Consider the following 21019-nt stretch of genomic DNA (forward strand, 5'->3'; position numbering starts at 1 on the left):
AGTCAACAGTCAACAGTTAACAGTAATCTAAACTCCATCCAATTCTAAGGGAAAAATTACAGTGAAGGAGGAGCCAACTCCTACTTCAGAAACTAATTCGATTTTACCTTGCAAGAGATTGACTAATCGAGCGACAATTGCTAGTCCTAAGCCTGTACTGTCCGGCATCCCAGGAGCCAGGGAGCTGTCGGCTCGAAAATAGGGTTGAAAAATCCGATCGCAGTCTTCTGAAGCAATGCCAATTCCTGTATCGGTGATGCAAAGACTCCAATGTTTGTCTGGCCATAATTCGGTTTTTATGGTAATAGTACCAGCTTGGGTGTAGCGAATGGCGTTGCTCGTCAAGTTGGTGATAATTTGCTGCAAGCGCAAGTAATCTGTTATAACTTGATCGAGAACCGGATCGCATTCAAGGGCGATCTCTAAATTTTTTGCCTTGGCCAAAGGCTCGATTATTTCGACAACAGTGCCGATCGCCGATCGCACATTTGTAGCAGTTAGCTGCAATTTTATGCGTCCCGTGTCGTACCGCGAGATTTCGAGAGTATCGTTAATTAATCTAAGTAATAGTCTGCCGTTGTTGAGGACTTTATCAATATGTGCCAAATTGGGAGCAGAATCTTGAATTCTAGGATTGTTTATTTGGCGCAAAAACAATTGTGAGTAGCCAATAATAGAGGTGAGGGGGGTTTTCAATTCGTGAGCTAAGTGAGATAGATTCTCTTGACTGGCGCGAAGTAAGCGAGTCAGCTCTTGATTTGTAAGTTGCAATTGGTTTTGCAACTCCTGTAGTTCTTGGAGTCTTGCCTGGGTATAGGTTTGGAAACAGTCAGCAATTGCTTCGTCGATGGCACCGTCAATTAAGCGATAAGCTCGGCTCACTTCAGCGCCCGAGCCTTTTAGCAATTCTGGCTCTAAAGCGTCGAAAATTACCCTCCGCAGCAAGCGGTATTCCCGCGCAATTTCTTGGGCATCGTAACCTTGTTGGGCCCTGACAGTCCCGTGGTGTAAACTTTCTTCTATGACTGTCCCAGTGTCGCTGTCTTCTGATTGGGACAGCATAGTTACCATCGCTTGCAGTACGACGGGAAGGCTGTCGCGCACGGAATCGTAGGTGAGTTGTTTGGCGGTTTGGATTTGTTCCTCGGCGCGAACAGCTTCGATCCAGTTGTGGACAATTATGTCAATTTTATCTTGTAGCGCTTGGCTAAAATCTATCATGGCTCTTAATATATAAATTAAGTCAGTGATCGCATTTTATCTCTCTAAGCTAGTTTAATAATTAACTTTTTGAATTGTTTGTCAACTTTTGGGCTTCGCCGATCGCCAATGGCTACTCCTAAAGACATATTGACAAACTTAAATGCTGGTGATACGTTATGTTAAATTGGCTTAAAAAGTCAAGCCTAATCCAGCACTGCGTGATCAAACCAAGCGTGTGGCTGGAGCGGAGGAACCAATTTTCGGGGCGAATCTCTACAGAATTAAAAAGCAAAGTTAAAAATTGCCAAATTTGAGTGTAGTTTTTGATTTTGAAATCTCAGGAGAAGGACATCTCTCAGTCCTAGCCCGTCAGCTAACTTCGCAGGCATTGAGAAGAGACTGAAAAGCCAAATTTCTGAACAAGATAGTTTGGCTTCGTCAGTGTCTCAGGTTGGTATTGTTCAAGATTCTTGTACCTGCCCTGACTCTGAAGGAGATTGAAATGTTCATACAGCTTAATTTATCTGCGATCGCACTTGCAGGAGTTGCAACGTGGAAGCGTGTAAAACCCGTTGTCATCCGAGATGCAGTTTTGTTGCCGGCGGCTGGTTTTTTGGGAATTCTTGGCTTGTGGTGGATTGTTGCCAGCTTCAACAGCGATTTGATTCCCACTCCCTATCAGGCTTTAATAGCTAATTTAGATTACATATTGCATCCATTTTATCAGCGCGGGCCTGGAGATTTAGGCATTGGCTGGCTGCTGCTAGCGAGTTTGCGGCGCGTCTTGGTGGGATTTTTGCTGGGTGCAGCAGTTGCGATTCCCGTGGGATTTCTGATCGGGATGTCGAAACCGGCAATGATGGCGCTCAATCCGCTGATTCAAATCTTCAAACCGGTGTCGCCGCTAGCGTGGCTGCCGATAGCTTTATCGATTTTTAATTTAGCAGAGCCGTCGGCAATTTTTGTCATATTCATCACGTCTTTGTGGCCGACTATTATCAACACAGCTTTGGGAGTTTCTAGCGTTTCCCAGGATTATCTGGATGTGGCGCGAGTGTTGGAAATGCCGCGCTGGAGGCGGATTACCAAGATAATTTGGCCGGCGAGTTTGCCATACATTTTTACAGGTTTGCGGATTAGTTTGGGGATTGCTTGGCTGGTGATTGTGGCGGTGGAAATGCTTACAGGTGGTGTGGGAATTGGCTTTTTTGTCTGGGATGAATGGAGCCGTTTGAACCTGAGTTCGGTATTTTTAGCGGTGTTTGTAATTGGTTTAACTGGACTGTTGCTCGACGCTGCGGTTGACAAAGTTCAGGAATTAGTAACGCATCGATCCGTCATTAATCATTAGTCAGTTTGCAGTTTGCAGTTGTTAGGAAAGCAGTTGTCAGTTGTCAACAGTTAACAGTCAACAGTTAACAGTCAACAGTCAACAGTCAACAGTCATTAGTCAAATTAAATATGAGCGACAAGTTTTCCAATGAATGGAAGCGCCGAGAGTTTTTGCAAGGAATGGGCTCGGTGGCGGCAGGAATGGCTTTATCTGGTTGTGGAATTAGCGCGGATCGATCGGCAAAAGGACTGACTGAAGAAGCCTCAGCCGTAAAGCCGATCGTCGATTCCCGAACCTTAGAAAAACCAAATTTAACCGTAGGATACGTGCCGGTTAACGATTGTGCCCCATTTGCGATCGCCTGGAAAAAAGGCTTTTTCCGCAAATACGGTTTAAACGTCACACTCAACCGCGAAGCAAGCTGGGCAACCTCCCGCGACGGCGTAATCTTCGGCCGCCTCGACGCCTCCCCAGTCGTATCCGGCGCCGTCACAAACGCCCGAGTTGGCGCCGAAGGAGCGCGTCACGCACCTCTGTGCGCGGCAATGACTATTCACCGCCACGGCAACGCCATGACGATGAACAAAGCTATGTGGGATTCCGGTTTACGCCCGTGGCACGAATACAACGGCAATTTGGAAGAATTTGGCAAACAATTTCGAGCCTTTTTTGACAGTCAGCCGTCGGAAAAAAGAGTTTGGGCAGTGGTTCTGAGTTCTGCGATTTACGAATACTTTGTCCGCTACATATCGGCGGCTGCGGGTGTCGATCCGTTCAAAGAATTTCGGGTAATTATTGTGCCGCCGCCGCAGATGGTAACGAACATCAGGATTGGCGCCATGCAGGCTTACATGGTGGCCGAACCTTGGAATACGCGGGCAATTCAAGGCAATTTGGGAGTGGGTTTTACCTTCGTGCAAGGCAAAGAAGTTTGGCTGGGACATCCCGATCGCCTTTTGGGAGTAATGGAATCCTTCATTGAGGAAAATCCGAAGACTTATTACTCGCTGGTTAAGGCAATGGTGGAAGCTTGTCAGTATTGCAGCAAGCCGGAAAATCGCAGTGAAATATCGGCGCTGCTGACTGAGCGATCTTTTACGGGGGCGCGATCGCAAAAAGGGGCGATCGACAAATTTACGCGACCGGCAATAGTTGGCGACTACAACTATGGAGGGTTTGACGGAAAAGACCGCACCCTACAATCGGAAGATTCAACTATTTTCTATGACATTCCTAAGAATTTGCCTCAAATAGCGGGAAATCATTCAACATTTATGTGGCAGTCTCAGAGTATTTGGTTGATGACTCAAGCTGCTCGCTGGGGACAGATTAAAGAAGTGCCAAAAAATGCTGAGGAATTAGCTAAAAAAGCTTGGAAAACCGACCTTTATCGCAAGATTGTTGCCGAAATGGGTATCAATTGTCCCCAGGAGGATTACCAAGTGGAACCTGCGGAACTTTTCATTGATAAAAAGGCATTTGATCCTAGCGATCCGGTGGGTTATTTGAATAGTTTTGAAATTCGAGCCAACCGCCCTCAGTCTTTTTTTCAGGCTTAATGTTTGAGATGTTGCGCTTTTCCTGATGTCCAGCCAAGGACTTAAGTCCCTGGCTAATAGCAAAAGTCGGTTGAAACCGACTAAAAGATTTTAGAGATTACGCAACCGCAAGGAAATCAAATTAACACTTTACTACTTTTTAGGAGAATACCATGACTCAATACTTTTCTACTTCTATCGACGAAGCCAGCAGCCAAGTCAAGAAGCACCCTGAATTTCTGGAAATTAACAACTTGTTCAAGTCGTATAAAAATGCTGACGGTAGCGAATTTAGCGTTTTGGACAATATCAATTTAAGTATTGGAGAAAACGAATATATTTCGGTAATCGGTCACTCGGGTTGCGGCAAATCAACGCTGCTAAAAATAGTGGCTGGTTTGGAAAAACAGAGCGCGGGAATGGTGACACTGGAAGGAAAAGAAATTCGCAAACCGGGAGCCGATCGCATGATGGTATTTCAGCACTACGGATTGTTGCCTTGGCTGACGGTGCGGGAAAATATTCGGCTGGCAGTTGATGAAGTTTTGCGAAGTCTTAGCCGCCCGGAGAAGATTAGTCTTGTCAACGAACACCTCGCAATGGTAAACTTAACAGCAGCAGCCGATAAATATCCAGACGAAATTTCCGGAGGCATGAAACAGCGGGTTGGGATTGCGCGAGCTTTGGCGCTTCGACCGAAAATGTTATTAATGGACGAACCGTTTGGAGCGCTGGATGCTCTGACTCGCGGCAAGTTGCAGAAACAGGTGCTGGATATCTGGGAAAATCACAGACAAGCTGCAATGATGATTACTCACGATGTGGATGAAGCTATCTATATGTCCGATCGCATTGTGCTGATGACAAACGGCCCGGCTGCGACGATAGGTGAAATTTTGTCAGTGCCGTTTGCGCGCCCGCGCGATCGCCAAGAGTTGCGGGAATCGAAGGATTATTACGAACTCCGTAACTATGCTTTGAATTTTCTCGATCGCTACTTTACTCAAGACGAATAACACCCGACGGATCGACATAACAATTCACTTAAGAGAGGTTAAGCCTGTGAATCTCAAAACAATGTTAGCGCGTTTTGAAAGTGCATTGGGATACCAAAATTTAGCAGAAGAAATGGTCTTGCTGCCGGAGCCAACATTACCAGTTTCTAAGAAATCAAAACCCTCAAAACCGGCCAAAACAATCAATTTTATTGTCGGTTACAACAGTTCTCCCCAAAGTCAAGTAGCTCTGGATATTACCCTGTGGATGGCGCATCAAACTCGTTTAGTAACAACTAAAGAAGTCACGGTTCAAGTCGTCTACGTGATCGACGAAGCGCCAACAAGTTACGGTGAAGATCCTTGCAAATTTGCTGTAGCAAATGCCTTGACTGCAGAGCAGCAAGTCTCTAATTTAGAGGAAACATTCGCCCTTAATTGTGCAGCGCCTGCGATCGCTTTACCAACCGAAATCCAATCGGTATCCCAGCCAAAAAGTTGGATCGATCCGCATTATTTTCAAGAAAATTTTGGTCAAAAGAATGAGTATGAGATAGCAGATAAGTTGCTGTGGCAAGCGCGTTGTTTGGCTGAGGAATGGCGCGGTTTATTCAAAGCTCATTTACGCATCGGACCGGTTGCTACAGAACTGAGAAACGTGGTGGAATTAGAATCCGCAAATTTACTATTCTTGGGCTGCCATTCGGTCAACCACTCGCTGGTTAGGGAACTAGGAAATAATTTTCCGTGCTGCGTGCTCGGAATTCCTGCGGCACTCAGCTATCAGATGGATGTTCAGCCTGAAGAAAGTTTGAGCAAGTTACAGTTGGCTACAGCAATGTCTGCACATTAAACTTGTTCAGCACTTACGCAAAACTATATGTAAGGTTCGCAGTGCAAACCCTACCGCTATAAATTCGTGCGCTAAACCTTTTTTTGCGTAAGTTCTATGTCGAGAAAAAATTAACAATAGTTTCCTCGCTCGAAGTCCCAACTACCCGACAAGTGGGACTTTTTTTAATTATTGAGATGTTTAAAATTACTATTAGGGAAAAATATGGTCACTTACCTGATCATAGACAATTCGTTAACTAATTTTATCCTTCCTCGGCACACAGAGCGCAGGAGCCGATCAATCGAGCGTTTGTCTTCCTCCGTCAAATTTTCGTCAAAAATAGCAGCCATCAAACCGTACCGATCGGCTAGAGTAATGTAGCCATTATGATTGACTTCGGCAAACAGCTCGCCCAAAGCAGATGGAATCAGGTTGATAGGAGTTAGCATAGCGATTGATTCTAAAATCGAGGATGGCGCGATCGGGCGTTTCTGCATTAACAAAAGGCGATCGCACTCTCAAATTTTGTCCGTGTATTGCCTTAAAACCTCTGACAACAAACAGCAAAAAAGTGTGAGAGTAAACAGTAAAATTTGTGAACGACATCACATTCAATAGGTACGAATTATGGTTAAAGATTGCAGTTGCCTTGGAAGGAAGACAGAGCAACTGCAAACTTAATTTTTTCTAAAGATTGTAAATCTGCACTTCCTCCACCGGTTCAGCTAACTCAAACTTAAACACCCGCGAATAGAAATAGAATTCGCCGTCAAGAGTTCTTTTGATATTTTCCGCGCGGCGAAAACCGTGCTGTTCCCCTTCATAAGCAACATAAGCAACCGGCAAACCTTTAGCTTTCAATATCTCTACCATCATTTCCGCTTGATTGGGCGGAACCACTTTATCTTCTAATCCTTGAAAAAAGATAACGGGACAAGATAAACGTTCGGCGGAATGAATAGGCGAACGAGCTACATACAAATCTTTTCTTTCAGGATAAGGCCCAATCAATCCATCCAGATAGCGCGCTTCAAATTTGTGAGTATCTGTTGCCAAAGCTTCCAAATCGCTAACTCCATAATAGCTCGCACCCGCCTTAAACACATCGCGGAAAGTAAGAGCGCACAGAGTAGTGTACCCCCCTGCACTGCCTCCGGCGATCGCCATTCTTTCGCCATCAACTAAACCTTTTTGAGCTAAATATTTAGCACCGTTAGCGCAGTCGTCAACATCGACAATTCCCCAACTATCTTGCAGTCTTTTTCTGTATTCTCGGCCGTAACCAGTGCTGCCGCCGTAATTAACATCGAGCACGGCAAAACCGCGACTGGTCCAATATTGAATTTTCAAATTCATGCTGCTAGAAGTAGCAGCAGTTGGGCCGCCGTGACTTTTAACAACAAGCGGCGGTTTTTCACCCGCAGGCGCTGCGAAATCTTGATTTTTCGGGGGATAGAAGAAACCGAAAGCAGTCAAATTGTTTTCCGTGGGGAATTCAATTGGTTCCGGTACTGAAAGATAACCCGGATTGATGCTTAAATTGCTTGATTGGCGCAATATTTCTAGTTGATTTGTTGCTAAATTCAGTTGTACAATAGCAGTAGATTCAGTCGGCGAACTTGCCAGAAAAACAACAGTTTCTCCCCGCGCTTTGACGGAGGAAATATCAGTGTAAGGCGTTTCAATTGTTGTCAACTGCTTTGTGGTTAAATCCAGACTCGCTAAATGCCACAGACCTTGCTGAGTGTAGGTGCAAATAATTTGGCTTTCCGAGACAACGGCATAAGTAGACATTCCAAAAACCCACTGAGGAAGTCCGAACTCAGCCGCCATTTCGCACAAGCTGGTTTCTATCTCTGCTTCTCCCCTTACCAAGGAGGGATTGAGGGGGGTTCTAGATTGCCAGCGGTAGAAATTCCACCAGTTAGACTTGTCAGAAACAAAATACAAAACTCCATCGGGCGACCATTCCGGTTGAAAAATCGACTCATCAACCCCGCCAGCAACTAAGTATTTTTCACCTAAAGAACCGTCAGCAGTAATTTCTGCTACCCACAATTCTGTGCCATCCCACGGCATATTTGGATGGTTCCAACAAATCCAGGAAAGTTGAGAACCATCAGGGTTCAAACGAGGGGAAGCATAAAAATCATTACCCTGAGTTAAGATCTGAATATCTTCGCCGTTATCTAAATTAATGCTAACAATAGTATTGACAGGTTCGCCCTCACCTGCATGGTCTTCGCGCACGCAAATCAGGCGATTTCTTTGCTTGTCAACTATCGCATCTGCATAGCGAGAATTAGCAGTAGGTGTCAGAGGTTCTGGTTGAGAATTTAATGTTTGAGTATAAATACGTTGGTCGGCAAAATGAGAAAAATAGACAACACCGCCAGCAACTGCAAAAGCAGCGCCTCCGTATTCGTTAACGCGAGTGCGAACATTAAAAGGAGGGGGTGTCACGTCGCTGATTTTACCATCAGGAGTACGCCGCACGAGGACGCTTCGCCCCGCTTCCGAAGGCCTTCCCTCAACCCAATAAATATCATCGCCGTCAATAGCAATTTGTCCGAGCCCGACAGTTCCAGAAACAATTAAATCGGAAGAAATAGGTGATTTCCAAGAGCCGTAAGGTGATACTGTATTCATATAGTTGAGGCAGTTGTGTTTCTCGCACAAAAAAATTAATATTTGTACTTTACACTAATTCAGTTACCGGGAAGCAAAATGTCCAAAAAACTCGTACTAATGGATCACGACGGTGCAGTTGACGACTATCTCTCAGTCGTGTTGCTGATGACAATGGAGGAAGTCGAAACTCTGGGAGTAATTGTAACTCCTGCGGACTGCTACATTCAACCGGCGGTGAGTGCAACGCGCAAAATCCTCGATTTGATGGGGCGTTCAGAGGTTCCGGTGGCGGCGAGTACGGTGCGGGGACTCAACCCATTTCCGGTGTTATTTCGGCGAGATTCCTTTGCAGTCGATCGACTTCCCATTCTAAATGAAAAAGGAACCATTGAGACGCCGTTAATATCAGAACCCGGACAAAACTTTATGGTGCGAGTTTTGCGGGATGCAGCCGCACCAGTCACATTAATGGTAACGGGGCCGTTAACAACAGTAGCGCAAGCTTTAGATATCGCGCCAGAAATTGAAAGCAAAATTCAAGAAATTATCTGGATGGGAGGCGCCCTCAATGTTATCGGCAATGTTAGCAAAGATATGGAACCCGGACAAGATATGTCGGCGGAATGGAATGCTTACTGGGACCCGATAGCAATCGAGAGAATTTGGCAAACACAAATTCCCCTTGTCATGTGTCCTTTAGATATCACTAATAATGTACCGCTGACTGTAGAGTTTTCCAATCTCTTAGCAAAACAGCGCAAATATCCTATTTCCGACTTAGCAGGACAGTGTTATGCCCTAGCAATATCTCAAGATTACTATTTTTGGGACATTTTGGCAACCGCTTATTTAGCACATCCCGAATTTTACCAACTGCGAGAATGGAAAACAGAAATTATTACCCAAGGCATCAGCCAAGGACGCACAAAAGTTAAAAGTGGAGGGCGAAAAATTCACGCAATGGATAAAGTAGATACCGCCAAATTTTACAATTACATATTAGAACAGTGGGCGAGGTAAAAATCACCATATCTGCTAGAAGTGAGCAAAATCTCAGTACAAAACCCGCCCTGACGCGAATATTTACGCGTTCTTCTCTTCCCTCTCTTTCTCTGCGCCCTCTGCGCCCTCTGCGGTTAAAAAAAAATCTCATCTACCAAATGTAAAACATCAAAAAATGCTGCCAGTTCTATCAATTATCCCTTTAGCCCAAACCCCTCCCGCACCTCCAGAAATAATCCAAATTCAAGAAGTGCGACCTCTCCCCGGACAGTTAGACAACGTACCAGTATTTAACAGCAACAGTCCAGAAGTAGTGCTGCAAGAAGGAATTTTGCTTTCGACATTTCCCCCGGATGGTAAAAGATTTCCGGCGGCACATTTAAACTTTCCGTTTCAAGGACGTTTCGACATTTTTGCCCACCACATCGCCCGCGCACCTTCGCCGGAAGATTTGCGAACCTTGTATCAAGGGGTAATTGTTTATAATCCGGGCAATAAACCAGTAAAATTAGATATATTGCAAGCTGCGAGTTATCTCAGTCAACCCGATGCACCTTTTATTGAATTACCGCCGCAAGTCGATAATTCAAACAGTAATATTTACGCCGGGCCAGGAAGCCGCGCTGTCAATGATATTCTCAGAGGAAGGAGACAGTCAGAGTTTGGGCCGGGGTTAATTATTCCACCCGGAAAAAGCGAACTGTTGATGAATCATCCGATACCGGTGCGGGGATTGGTACCGCCGCTAAACGGTAGATCGACCTTGATGCGGTTACGCAGCGATGGTATAGTCTATGTTGCCAGTCTGGCGATGTTTGCCCGACTTGACGGAGAGGAAAACGGGCAGGGAAACGAGCGATCGCCCAATTTAGCAGAATGGCAAAACTTATTAGACAATGGTAATATAGCTGGGCCGCGCGATCGAGCTCCCACAGCACCAGAAATCACCGAAGGTCAACTAATTTACGGCCGAGTTGCCGGTGTAGCATTAGGTTCAGAATGGCGAGCACTTCTCTCAGACAACCCCGCCACATCAAACCTAGCAATTCCCCAACCCGGAACAGCATTTTCCTACCCATTAAGCAGTCTCCCGCGCGGAATGCTGGGCACAAATCAAGTGCAAAGTGCGAGAATGCTAGTCCGCTACCCAGATACAGCATACCGCGCCCACGGCAATTACGGAATTCAATACAGTCTCAGCTTGCCGCTGTACAATTCTACCAGCAACAACCAAACTGTCAGTGTCGCAATTCAAACTCCAATTAAGACAGACAAATTAACTTCAGGAGGACTTAATTTTTTACAACCTCCGGCACCTCAAACTTTTTTTAGGGGGACGGTCAGAGTGCGCTATACTGATGACAATAAAGTGCCTCAAACTCGGTACGTGCATTTAGTGCAGCGGCGGGGACAGCAGGGGGAACCTTTGGTAAAATTACAGATGAAATCGGGAGAAAAGCGACTTGTAGAAGTGGATTTTATTTATCCGCCCGATGCGTCGCCACCACAAGTTTTGACAGTGAAAACAAATTAAATTTTAGCGGCTGCTACGGGTAGGCAGACGCCTACAAAGACAATGCGTAATTAACCAGATTGGTTTTTATTTTTGCGCTGCGCGGACTTGATTTGTCCCTAGTCGGTATTGGCAAAAAACAAGATGAAGTTCTCAAAAAAATTCTGGATAGTTGCTTGTTTTGTGTACGTTTTAATTCTTCTCAGTATCATGCTTTTAGCAGCTACAGGGAAATTAGTCAACTTTCCTCTCGCTCATCCGCCTTATGACAAACTCGGCCACTTCATTTTGTACGGAATAGCATCTTTTTTGTGCCATAGAGCAACTGCCAAAAAAAAGATGAATTTGTTTAATTATTCAATTCCTTTCGGACCCGCAATTTTTACCATGTTCACTGCTGCGGAAGAAATGCTGCAAGCAATCTTACCAAATCGCAGTGCTAGTATTGAAGATTTTTTATTTAGTTTTGGCGGGATTGCAGTTTTTTATTGGATTGGAGAAGTTTGGGATAGAACAAAAGGGCCTTGAGGATATAGAAGGAAGAAGGAAGAAGGAAGTTCGGCAACGGATTCTGTAACGGATGTAACGGATGTAACGGATGTAACGGATGTAACGGAGGTCAGGAAGAAGGAAGTTTGTAGGGTGCACAATGCGAACCGATTGACGAGTGTCATCAACTTTTGTCAATGGTGATTCTGCCAGCACGGCTAAAGAGATATTTGCAGCACAAACGGGAGCAACTGTCAATATGCTGGCTGCTGCTGCCGCAGTTAAAATTTAATCTTTTTTGAACTTTTTTAAAATTAGCAATTTACCGGGATTTCCCATCTCGACAATGTGTTTGAGAGCGTTTAATCACTCTCTTCCAAAAAGGTTTGTACTCGACCGCTCGGTCGCAAAACAACTCTAATTTTCGGGTTTTTCCCATTAGAAACGGCAGAAACAAACGGCTCGCCGGCTAATGGCATATTAGCTTGCTCGATATAATCTGCTGCTGCTTTTCCCATCGGCACAATACTTTGAATTGACCCATTTTCATCGATCAGCACGCTGTATTCCAAAGTTTGTTCCATTCCTTCTGGAGGCTTCCAGCGTTCCTCAAAGTAAGTTCTAGCTTCTGAAACTTGAGGAATTGTATCAAATAAAGTGTGGTTTTTTTTGCTCGCCGCGGCCTGGTTGTTGTCCTCGGACTCGGTGGTTGGTTGAGCATCCTCAAGAGGTGGGAGCTCGGTACTGGCGGGGGGGACAATCGGCTCGATGGGGCTGGGGAAGGGCTGCGGCGGGGGAACGGGAAATCGGGAAGCAGACAGCGAGGGGGGCAGGGGGGCGGTACGGCGGGAGCTAGTCTCGGCGGTAGGGGGGGCAGGACGTAGGGTACTGGTGCGGGTGCTTGGGGGGCGGAAATGGGCGGTTCTTCGGGGGCGGGAATAGTGATTGTTTGCCCTTGAGGGAAAGCTGGGGCGCTCTGTGGGGCGCTGGCTGCGCTGCCGTTGGCGGGAAATAGCAGGGGTGGCTGCTGGATGGGGCTGGGTCTGTTGCTGGGGGGATTTGGGGCGAGGGCGATGGGAGGTAAGCTGGGGCTGGGGGAGGCGGCGGTGTTGATAGGCGGGGGCGGCAGGGGCGGTAAACCGGGTGTGGCTGCGGGTGTTGGTGCTGCGGGTGTCGGTACGGCGGGAACTGGACTGGGGGAGACGCCGGCAGCTAGCTGGGGGTTTCCTGGAGCGGTGCTCAATTGTGGATTGGCAGGAGCTGTGGCGGGGGCTGTGGCGGTTTGCGGAGAGGTGGCGGATCGATCGAGCATTTTGATAATTCCTGTCGTCAGGCCCGCGCTGGCGACCATCATTGCTGCGACCTTGAGCCAGGGTGAGGACAGCGGCCGTCGGGCCTCGCGGTTGAGGTTGGGAAGCGCCATCACTTCGGCGGCGCAGTCATCTAGTGCTGTGGCCAAGTCAAACAGTTGCAGGGTGCTCAAGGGAACTATCGGCCCGGATTCTACGGCGCTCAAAGAGCCTAAAAACAAGTTGTGGGCGAGCAAGCCGCGGGGTTCTAAGCGGGGGGGAACCGGAAGGTAGGAGGTGTTGGGGGCGGAAGTTGCTAATTCGGAAGTGTTGACGGCTCGATCGAATATGACGGCGTTACGCGCTGCTTCGGGCGAGTCTGAACCCGCAGGGATACGGTCTGTTTGAGAGTTGAGGTTGCTTTCCCAATCGCGGGATTCGCCGAGCAAGTTTTGGACGTAGTTGCTGACAGCTTCGTGGAGAGTTTCGAGTTGAATTCGATCGCCCCTGAGGGTAACGTGTTCGGTATCTGGCAACCTGGGGTCGTCGAGTCGCAGCTCAAAACTTAAAGATTTAAACACCGGTTGGCCCGCCCAGCGAGAGAGAGGCGAACTTTTGGCTGTAATTTCCAGCGTGCAAGTGGGGGGCGTGTACCGTTTGAGAACCATAGCAGAAAGTCTGTTGACTGTTGACTGTGGACTGTGGACTGTTGACTGTTGACTGTTGACTGTTGACCGTTGACTGTTGTTTAATTCTTAGAGCCGAAAGTCTGTTGACTACTGACTACTGACTACTGACTACTGACTACTGACTACTGACTACTGACTACTGACTACTGACTGTTGTTTAATTCTTAGCGCGGTCTAGAAGAGCCAGCCAGAGGCGGCGGTGGCCACCGGGACTGCTGTAAAACAGCAAATCGATCAGGAGTTTGAGGGCCAAATCAGTCAACTCTCGGGCCGATAAATTTTCTGCATCTTCCATGCGCGAGCCATAAGTGTTGCTGAACCTGTCAATATAATCTCCCAACAAAGCGATGGTGTGAGGTTCGCGGTTTTGCTCGGCCATTTGTTCGAGCAAAGCAACAGCGCGGCGGATTAAAGGTTGGTGCTGTTTTGCCAAATGACAGCTTATCAAAACGAGCGATCGAGCTTCCTCCACATCGAGTTTTTTGCGCCCTCCGTGGCCCTTCCGCAGCGGGTTAGATTGGCGCAGCCGCCACAAAGCTACCCGATCGGCTACCATTGGCTCTAAATTCAGTTCGGATGCTACCTTGAGCATCGCCTCTGAGCCAATTTCTGCCAGTGCTTCTAGGGCCAACAGCACTAAATCCAGTTGGGCTTTAATGTTGTCCAACTGGGTAGGTTCTGGTGCTTTTTGGGTCAATTCTTCCCAGTTGGGAGATGGGCCCGTTTCGTTTGTGGGAGCGGAGGACTTTACGGTCGAGCGCATGGCTTCAGCACGGGAAATTTAAGACAGGTTGAGGCAGGATATCAAACAGTATGCAGTGATAAAAGCTTTGCGGCCTGTGGGCAACAGCACATCTGTTGATTTGTCTCCATAGCTCGTTGCTTTGATTCCGGCAATCCTAACTGCTGGACGGAGTTGCGGGCTAAAAGTTGCGGTTTCAAGTTCGATCGATCACAATCCGCAAAACCCATAGATTTTCACCCCTAACCATGCTACGCCACAGAGTGACCGAAATCAAATCAGTGCTTTGAAACTATCGGGACTTATATCAATGCAAAGATCCTAGCGCTCTCGAATGCTACTTATAGTCTGTCGCTACTTATAGTCTGTCAGATTATAGTTGTCATTGCTTCATCTGGCGCCATCTATGGATATTACGGAGCAATTTGGTAAAAAAGTTAGACATTTCAGAAAGCTCAGAAATCTTTCCCAAGATCAGCTTGCAGAACTATCTGAATTACATCGCACCTATATTGGTTCAGTTGAACGAGGTGAAAGGAATATAACGCTACTTAATGCAAGCAAAATAGCCAAGGCCTTATCCGTTAGTCTAGCTGATCTGGTAATTGATGATGACTGAAAGAAGACTCGAGCAAATTTTAGGAAGATACCAAAACTCATTTACCCAAAAAATTTATGCAGAAGAGAATGAAGAACACGATATTTTAATGGATGTATTTGGGATTTCTCCAATAATAAAAAAAGAAAATAGGCAATATTGGGGACGTGAGTTAGGTATGTGTTGGCAATTGTTAGTTACTGAAACGTGTAAAACATATTGCAGTAGCTTTCAGCCAGCATTTAAAGTTGGAAGCGATGAGCCGTGCGATCTCATTGTTGATGGGTACGCAATAGATACAAAATATCGTATTGGCTCAGGAGATTCTGGAACACTGAAAAAGTTCAAATCTTATGGCCCACTACTTCGTACTTATAACTACGAACCCGTTTTTTTAATTCTTAGAAAAGATAATTTGTCCGCAGCTATTACAGCGTGCCAAGTAGGCACTTGGAAAGTTTACACTGGGGACGATTCGTTTGAGTTCATAAAAATAATAAGCGGGTTTGATTTAAAGTCATTTCTTATTGAAAAAGTGGGAGAATTCCCTGTATACCGCTGAAACTATCAAGGCGCTTGTTGATAATCTCTATGTAGTCAGGTACTATTTCAATGCCAACATACCTAATGCCAAATTCTTTCGCCGCCAGCAATGTGGTTCCCGATCCTGCGAAAGGATCGATTAGAATAGAATTTTCCAAACGCGGTACAAATATTTCGACCAGCTTTCTCATTAGAGCGAGTGGTTTAACTGTGCAATGGACGTTAAACTCCTCGGTTTTTTCACGCTGTATGCCTTCTAAAATATTTGATTGAAAACCACCAAACTGATCTTTAGTATAAAATACACCAGTACCATACTCCTGTAGAGTTTCCAAGTAATTATTGACCAGTGGTTTTTGAAGTACGCAGATTGCTTCCCATTCGTTCCTCAGACAACTGTGCCAACCATCCCATTGTTCAGGATTTTCATATCCTTTCTTCTCGAACTGTTGTTTGATATTGACACCTTTAGGGATACCACTCGATCTTTTATAAACAAGAATATCTCTCGCATAGAAACCAGCACTTTCAAGTGCTACTTGTACGTGAGCAACAGTCCGTGTGCTATTGAAAACTAAAACTGTCGCACCCGGTTTGCAGATACGAAAAAGCTGCTCGCCCCACTCAAAGCACCACTTTTCATAATCCAGAGTATTGTTACGATTCCTTTGATACCATTTTTCGTTTCTGACTCCACCTGCTAAACCACTGCCATAGGGAATGTTTTTAACAAGGGTTTTATTTCCCTTGCCATTGACTCTTTCAATACGCCTTTGAATTTCTGAGTCATCCCATTTATGACCAATAAATTCATAATTATAAGGTGGGTCAGTGATACACGCAGAAATATAATTTTCTGGCAAGGTCTTCATCACTTCACGACAGTCGCCAACCAAAACTTCATTTGAGGGAGTTTTTTTCATTAGTCAGGCAGTTACTAAAGTGGTAACTCAACTCTTAATTATGCCACATTTGCAGTATAGTATCCCTTCCGGTTGCATCAGTAGATAGGTTCGTTGCGACTTGTTTGGCTGCATACAACTATATAATTACGAGTCAACCGGAAATGCGTAAATCCTGACTATTTCAAATAAACCACCGTCACACCTGCACCTCCTTCTTTTTGACTGGCGAGCTCAAAGCGGGAAACCTGCGGATGAGTCGCGAGGAACTCGTGAACGCCGCGCCGCAACTGTCCCGTACCTTTGCCGTGAATTATCCACAGCACTCCGTATTCCACGGCTTTGGAAAGAGCTCTGTCTATTTCGATTTCTGCGTCTGAGACTCTCGCACCCCGTAGGTCGATCGAATTATTAGCAGTGCGAATGGCGATTTCGGGATTGGGTTTTGCAGGTTCCGCCGCTGCTTGCTTAGCTTTAGCCGCAGCCAGTGCTTGGGCTTGGGCTGCTACCTTGGCTAATTGAGCTTTAGTTTCCGGTTTTTGACCGTCGAGGGATTCAATTTCTCCTAGTTTGACACTCATTTTCATAATCCCAAACCGAACGCTCAACTCTTCGTTAGCGTCGGGGCCGCTGAGGACTTCGGCGGTTTGGCCCAAGCTGGGAATGCGGATGCGATCGCCCACTTTCGGCATAAAACTCGGTTTGGGTTTAGCCGGTTGTTGCCGCGAGGGCAGATGTTTTTGGGAAATTTGATTTAAAGTATCTGTCGCTTGTTGGGCATTCTGAGCCGTCTGGTTGCCCGACTGCAAGCGACGAATGATTTGAGCAATTTCGGATTTTGCCGACCCGATCGCCTCATTTACTGCCACTTCCTGAGCTATTTTTAGTTCTCGCTCCCGCTCTTGCAAAGCGGCTGCTTTTTGAGAAACTTCTCTGTGCAGTTTTTCGGTTTGGTGTAGCAGTTGAGTTGCTTCTCTGGCCTTGGTTTCCTGTTTCCGGCGCTGTGCTTCGAGTCCCGCAATCACTTGATTGACATCTTGAGACGCTCCCCCGACATAGGTTTGAGCTTCATCGACTATCGATGGTAGCAAACCAAGTCTTTTGGCAATGGTGAGGGCGTTGGAACGTCCGGGAATTCCCCACAGCAAGCGATAGGTTGGCTGCATGGAATTGTCGTCAAATTCTACTGAGGCATTTTCAAAGCGGGAGTCTTGATATTTGAGGGCTTTGAGTTCGCCAAAGTGAGTAGTTGCAACTGTTAATAGGGAATGTTGGGCGAGGTATTGCAACAGGGCGATCGCCAATGCACTGCCTTCTGAGGGGTCTGTACCCGCTCCTACTTCGTCCAACAAAACTAAAGATTTGGTAATTGGTAATTGGGAATTGGGATTTGGGATTTGGGGTTGGGGAATTTGTAATTTAGGTTTGAGAATTGGGAGAGCAGAAACAGTGCTCTGTGTGTCTGTGACTTCTTGGTCTTGCTGTTGGGAATTAGTAATTGGAAGGTTTGAATTTTCTTCCCCTTCAGCCGGCGATTTATTGTCTAAAACTTCTAAAATGCGGCTGATGCGGCGGATATGGCCGGAGAAAGTAGACAAACTTTGCTGCAAAGATTGTTCGTCACCAATATCGGCTAAAATATTGTCGAACCAAGGCAATTCTACGGGTTCGCGGGCAGCAACAAACATTCCTGCTTTCGCCATTAAAGCTGCCAATCCCAAGGTTTTGAGGGTGACAGTTTTGCCGCCAGTGTTGGGGCCTGTGATGGCGACGACGCGGATGTGCGGCCCGATCGTTAAATCGACCGGCACGACTGGAAAGCCTTGTTCGTGCTGTTGCTGCCAAACTAATAAAGGATGTCGCAACTGGCGCAGGGTAATTTGCGATCGCAAGTTGCGAATTAATAATTGACTTTTTTCTGAGTTTTCCTCATCTTCTTTTTCTTCTTTTTCCTCATCTTCTTTTTCGGGATTTTTTGGTGCTAATTCTGGCTCTCCCAATTCGATAAATTTCGGCGGATTTCCTTGCAACCAAAAACTATAACGCGCTTTAGCGGCCGCTAAATCTAAAGTTGTAACTACCCCCACCAATCTGTCTAAATCGGGTTTGACTGCTGCGACTTGCTCCGTGAGGGCGCGGCGGACTGCTTCTTCTTCGGCTTGTTCTTGCCTGAGAAACTGCCGCATTTGGTTGTTAAGATTGACTGTGCTGTGGGGTTCTACGTAGAGTGTCGCGCCGCTGGCCGAGGAGTCATGAACGATGCCCGGTATGGCATCTTTTTGGGGAGCTTTGACGGGAATGACAAAGCGTCCGCTTCTTTGGGTAATTAGTTGTTCTTGTACGGCGTTGGATTGGCGCTGCAAAATCCCCTGCAATATTTGATAAATGCGATCGCGCAACTGTCGCATTTGAACTCTAATTCCTGCTAATTTAGGAGTGGCTCTGTCTGCTACTTGAGCGCGATCGTCTATACAGCGATGGATTTCTTGCTCTAGTTCGGGATAAGTCCGCAATTGAGCTGCCAGTTCTTTGAGCGTCGGCACATTTGCCTGAGAGTCAATTATCCGGCGCAATTGCCTTGCTCCGGCGAGGGTAGTAGCAATTGCCAGCAATTCTTCGCCGCTGAGCAAACCTTGCAGTTCGGCTCGTTGCAGCGAAGTGCCGATGTCTTGGATTCCTTCAAAACTCAAAGCACCGCCAGCGCGGCTCTCTAACTGATAAGCTTCATTAGTTTGGGCTAGGAGTTCTGCTGTTTGAGCTTGAGTTGCGGGGATTGGGAGGTCGAGGGCGGCGGCGACGCCGAGTTTGGTGGCCGCGAAGGTAGCCAAGTGCTGACACAGGCGCGGCCATTCTAATAGTTCTAGTGTTTCGGCTTGAATCAAAGTTGAGGTGGTGTTGGTAATTAGCATTCTCAGGCGCTGACCGAGAAGGTGAATTTAACGATACTATTAATTGATTTTAAAGTTTTTTATTGTTTCCTGGCGCAATTTGAGAAAGTATCTGCGATCGTCCTCAGCAGTCTTTCGGCAGAAAGCTCTGATGTACCATTAATTACTAAGGAGAAAATTTGCATTTTTGCATTGCCCGTCTAAAATTATACCTTCTCGTGATACCAGTCCCCAAAAAATATGCAATTGTAGGCAAGCTCCCAACTATTATTATACAGTAACTCCTTCCCCATTTTTTAGTCGAAAATATAAAATCTAAAATGGTATGAGCTATTTTTGGTTTTGAGGGATCGGGCATCGGCTGTTTTTGGGTGGCATTGAACTATTTGGGAATTTTAAATATGTCAGTGCAATTCTGGCGGTTGTATCCTAAAAAGTAATTTGTGGAGTTGGTAGAAGTATGGCAAAGATTCTGGCGATAATCGCGGATACTGTGAGTTTTCAAGTTGTGCAAGAGTTACTCGGCCAAGAGGGACATCAGGTGAAAGTCGTTTCCGACGACCAAGAGGGTTTAGACTGGGCGAGGGAATTGTCCCCCGATGCGATAATTTGCGATGGGACTTCGCCTCAAATCAACTTTTTGGAGGTGTGCCGGCTGGTGAAAGCCGATCGAGAATTGGCGGCAGCCTATTTTATTCTGCTGACAACACCGGAGCAATTTGATGAAATTCAAGAATTGGATGCGCCCTTTGACGATTTTCTGTTTAAACCGATAGTTAAGCAGGAATTATTGGCGCGGCTGCGTGCTTCTAAGAAAGCGCACGAGTTGAGGGCGCGGTTGGAGTTAACCCAGCAAGAATTGGATCTGTCGCGCGATCGAATGCTGCAAACTGAAAAAATGTCTAGTTTGGGCGAATTGGTATCAGGTATCGCCCACGAAATTAACAACCCAATTACTTTTATTTACAGCAATCTAACTCACGTCCAAAGCTACGCGACCGATTTAATTGAACTGCTGCGATTGTATCAAAAAGAGCTAGTCAATCCCGGCTCGGAAATTATGCAAAAACAACAAGATATGGATGTGGAATTCGTACTCGACGATTTATTAAAAATTGTGAGTTCCATGCGTACCGGGAGCGATCGCATCCGCCAAATAATCTTGTCGCTACAGGATTTTTCCCGCAGCGATCGATCGGGCTGGCAGTTATTCGATGTTTCCGACGGTTTAGAAAATACTCTGTTGTTGTTACAGCACCGCTTGCCGGCGCGCGAGGGAAGGCGAGACATCAAGGTGATGAAAGAATTCGGCAATTTGCCACAAATTGAGTGTTATGCAGGTATGCTCAATCAAGCTTTTCTGAATATCCTCAATCACGCGATCGATGTTTTGGAAGAGTCTGCTCAAGAGTTGGCAGAGTTGGAATCACTCAAATTTAAGCCTGTGATTTTGATTAGCACTCAGGTGGTCGATCCTGAGCGAATTTCTATTGAGATTGCTGATAACGACATGGCAATTAGCAAAGATATCACAGCGCAACTTTCTGAGCCATTTTTGGTTGCCCAACCTGCGGAACCACCCATCTACTCGGGACTTGCTCTCAGCTATCAGATAATTGTCGAGCAGCACAAAGGAGAGTTAAGGTGTTTTTCTGAACCCGGTAAAGGTACTAAAATTTACCTAGAAATTCCCCTGCGTCACAGCTAATTAATACTATTTACCGTTGGTGGGGGCGGGTTTTTGAGATTGTTTGTTTTAGCCTGAGATGAGGGTGAATCCGCCCCTACAATGACTGCATTTTTTTAAAATGTAAAATTTTGTAGAGGGA

General features: G+C 46.2%; 18 protein-coding genes and 1 riboswitch. Of the genes, 10 read left to right on the plus strand and 8 right to left on the minus strand.

Annotated elements, in window-relative coordinates:
* Window positions 1–27: 27 nt before the first annotated feature.
* Window positions 28–1221 carry a sensor histidine kinase gene (locus tag D0A37_RS15770; RefSeq protein WP_242715726.1) on the minus strand — a complete coding sequence of 398 codons (1194 nt, stop codon included), beginning with the start codon at window positions 1219–1221 and terminating at the stop codon, window positions 28–30.
* Window positions 1222–1393: 172 nt separating this feature from the next.
* A riboswitch (cyclic di-AMP (ydaO/yuaA leader) is annotated at window positions 1394–1606 on the plus strand.
* Window positions 1607–1705: 99 nt separating this feature from the next.
* On the opposite strand from D0A37_RS15770, the gene ntrB reads away from it, so the two are divergent.
* The 4 genes from ntrB (at window position 1706) to D0A37_RS15790 (ending at window position 5922) form a co-directional block, all read left to right on the plus strand.
* Window positions 1706–2554 carry a nitrate ABC transporter permease gene (gene ntrB, locus D0A37_RS15775; protein WP_242715728.1) on the plus strand — a complete coding sequence of 283 codons (849 nt, stop codon included), beginning with the start codon at window positions 1706–1708 and terminating at the stop codon, window positions 2552–2554.
* Between the two features lie 110 nt (window positions 2555–2664).
* On the plus strand, window positions 2665–4095 hold the full coding sequence (locus D0A37_RS15780) for an ABC transporter substrate-binding protein (RefSeq protein ID WP_242715730.1): 1431 nt from the start codon (window positions 2665–2667) through the stop codon (window positions 4093–4095).
* Window positions 4096–4247: 152 nt separating this feature from the next.
* Complete coding sequence (locus D0A37_RS15785; protein WP_242715731.1) at window positions 4248–5090, plus strand: ABC transporter ATP-binding protein; 843 nt, start codon at window positions 4248–4250, stop codon at window positions 5088–5090.
* A 46-nt stretch (window positions 5091–5136) separates the two neighbouring features.
* A complete protein-coding gene (locus D0A37_RS15790; protein ID WP_242715732.1) occupies window positions 5137–5922 on the plus strand; it encodes a universal stress protein in 786 nt (261 codons plus the stop codon).
* Between the two features lie 212 nt (window positions 5923–6134).
* On the opposite strand, the gene D0A37_RS15795 is transcribed toward D0A37_RS15790, so the two are convergent.
* Both D0A37_RS15795 and D0A37_RS15800 read right to left on the minus strand, forming a co-directional pair.
* Window positions 6135–6353 (minus strand): hypothetical protein, encoded by a 219-nt coding sequence (locus D0A37_RS15795; RefSeq protein ID WP_242715733.1) that lies wholly within the window; start codon window positions 6351–6353, stop codon window positions 6135–6137.
* Between the two features lie 238 nt (window positions 6354–6591).
* A complete protein-coding gene (locus D0A37_RS15800; protein ID WP_242715734.1) occupies window positions 6592–8553 on the minus strand; it encodes a S9 family peptidase in 1962 nt (653 codons plus the stop codon).
* 78 nt (window positions 8554–8631) lie between these two features.
* On the opposite strand from D0A37_RS15800, the gene D0A37_RS15805 reads away from it, so the two are divergent.
* The 3 genes from D0A37_RS15805 (at window position 8632) to D0A37_RS15815 (ending at window position 11578) form a co-directional block, all read left to right on the plus strand.
* Complete coding sequence (locus D0A37_RS15805) at window positions 8632–9555, plus strand: nucleoside hydrolase (RefSeq protein WP_242715735.1); 924 nt, start codon at window positions 8632–8634, stop codon at window positions 9553–9555.
* Window positions 9556–9712: 157 nt separating this feature from the next.
* Window positions 9713–11071 carry a DUF3370 domain-containing protein gene (locus tag D0A37_RS15810; protein WP_242715737.1) on the plus strand — a complete coding sequence of 453 codons (1359 nt, stop codon included), beginning with the start codon at window positions 9713–9715 and terminating at the stop codon, window positions 11069–11071.
* A 123-nt stretch (window positions 11072–11194) separates the two neighbouring features.
* Complete coding sequence (locus D0A37_RS15815; RefSeq protein WP_242715739.1) at window positions 11195–11578, plus strand: VanZ family protein; 384 nt, start codon at window positions 11195–11197, stop codon at window positions 11576–11578.
* A 323-nt stretch (window positions 11579–11901) separates the two neighbouring features.
* On the opposite strand, the gene D0A37_RS15820 is transcribed toward D0A37_RS15815, so the two are convergent.
* The 3 genes from D0A37_RS15820 to D0A37_RS15830 all read right to left on the minus strand — a co-directional run bounded on the left by D0A37_RS15820 (window position 11902) and on the right by D0A37_RS15830 (window position 14280).
* Window positions 11902–12123 carry a hypothetical protein gene (locus D0A37_RS15820; protein ID WP_242715741.1) on the minus strand — a complete coding sequence of 74 codons (222 nt, stop codon included), beginning with the start codon at window positions 12121–12123 and terminating at the stop codon, window positions 11902–11904.
* Window positions 12093–13496 (minus strand): DUF4335 domain-containing protein, encoded by a 1404-nt coding sequence (locus tag D0A37_RS15825; protein WP_242715743.1) that lies wholly within the window; start codon window positions 13494–13496, stop codon window positions 12093–12095. The genes D0A37_RS15820 and D0A37_RS15825 overlap by 31 nt, the downstream gene beginning before the upstream one ends.
* 178 nt (window positions 13497–13674) lie before the next feature.
* Window positions 13675–14280 (minus strand): DUF3038 domain-containing protein, encoded by a 606-nt coding sequence (locus tag D0A37_RS15830; RefSeq protein ID WP_242715745.1) that lies wholly within the window; start codon window positions 14278–14280, stop codon window positions 13675–13677.
* Between the two features lie 385 nt (window positions 14281–14665).
* Between D0A37_RS15830 and D0A37_RS15835 the strand changes: the two genes are divergently transcribed.
* Complete coding sequence (locus D0A37_RS15835) at window positions 14666–14878, plus strand: helix-turn-helix domain-containing protein (protein ID WP_242715747.1); 213 nt, start codon at window positions 14666–14668, stop codon at window positions 14876–14878.
* Window positions 14868–15419, plus strand: coding sequence for a hypothetical protein (locus D0A37_RS15840; RefSeq protein ID WP_242715749.1), 552 nt, complete (start codon window positions 14868–14870; stop codon window positions 15417–15419). The genes D0A37_RS15835 and D0A37_RS15840 overlap by 11 nt, the downstream gene beginning before the upstream one ends.
* On the opposite strand, the gene D0A37_RS15845 is transcribed toward D0A37_RS15840, so the two are convergent.
* Window positions 15382–16323 carry a DNA-methyltransferase gene (locus tag D0A37_RS15845; protein WP_242715751.1) on the minus strand — a complete coding sequence of 314 codons (942 nt, stop codon included), beginning with the start codon at window positions 16321–16323 and terminating at the stop codon, window positions 15382–15384. The two genes, D0A37_RS15840 and D0A37_RS15845, sit on opposite strands and share 38 nt — an antisense overlap.
* A 158-nt stretch (window positions 16324–16481) precedes the next feature.
* Complete coding sequence (locus D0A37_RS15850; protein ID WP_445242551.1) at window positions 16482–19184, minus strand: endonuclease MutS2; 2703 nt, start codon at window positions 19182–19184, stop codon at window positions 16482–16484.
* A gap of 466 nt (window positions 19185–19650) precedes the next feature.
* Here D0A37_RS15850 and D0A37_RS15855 point away from each other — a divergent pair, with 466 nt between their 5' ends.
* The gene (locus tag D0A37_RS15855; RefSeq protein ID WP_242715755.1) at window positions 19651–20898 is read left to right on the plus strand and encodes a hybrid sensor histidine kinase/response regulator; all 1248 of its coding nucleotides are present in this window, start codon (window positions 19651–19653) and stop codon (window positions 20896–20898) included.
* The last annotated feature ends 121 nt before the right edge of the window (window positions 20899–21019 follow it).

Origin of the sequence: Microcoleus vaginatus HSN003, from assembly GCF_022701255.1 — a bacterium.
Classification (GTDB): domain Bacteria; phylum Cyanobacteriota; class Cyanobacteriia; order Cyanobacteriales; family Microcoleaceae; genus Microcoleus; species Microcoleus vaginatus_B.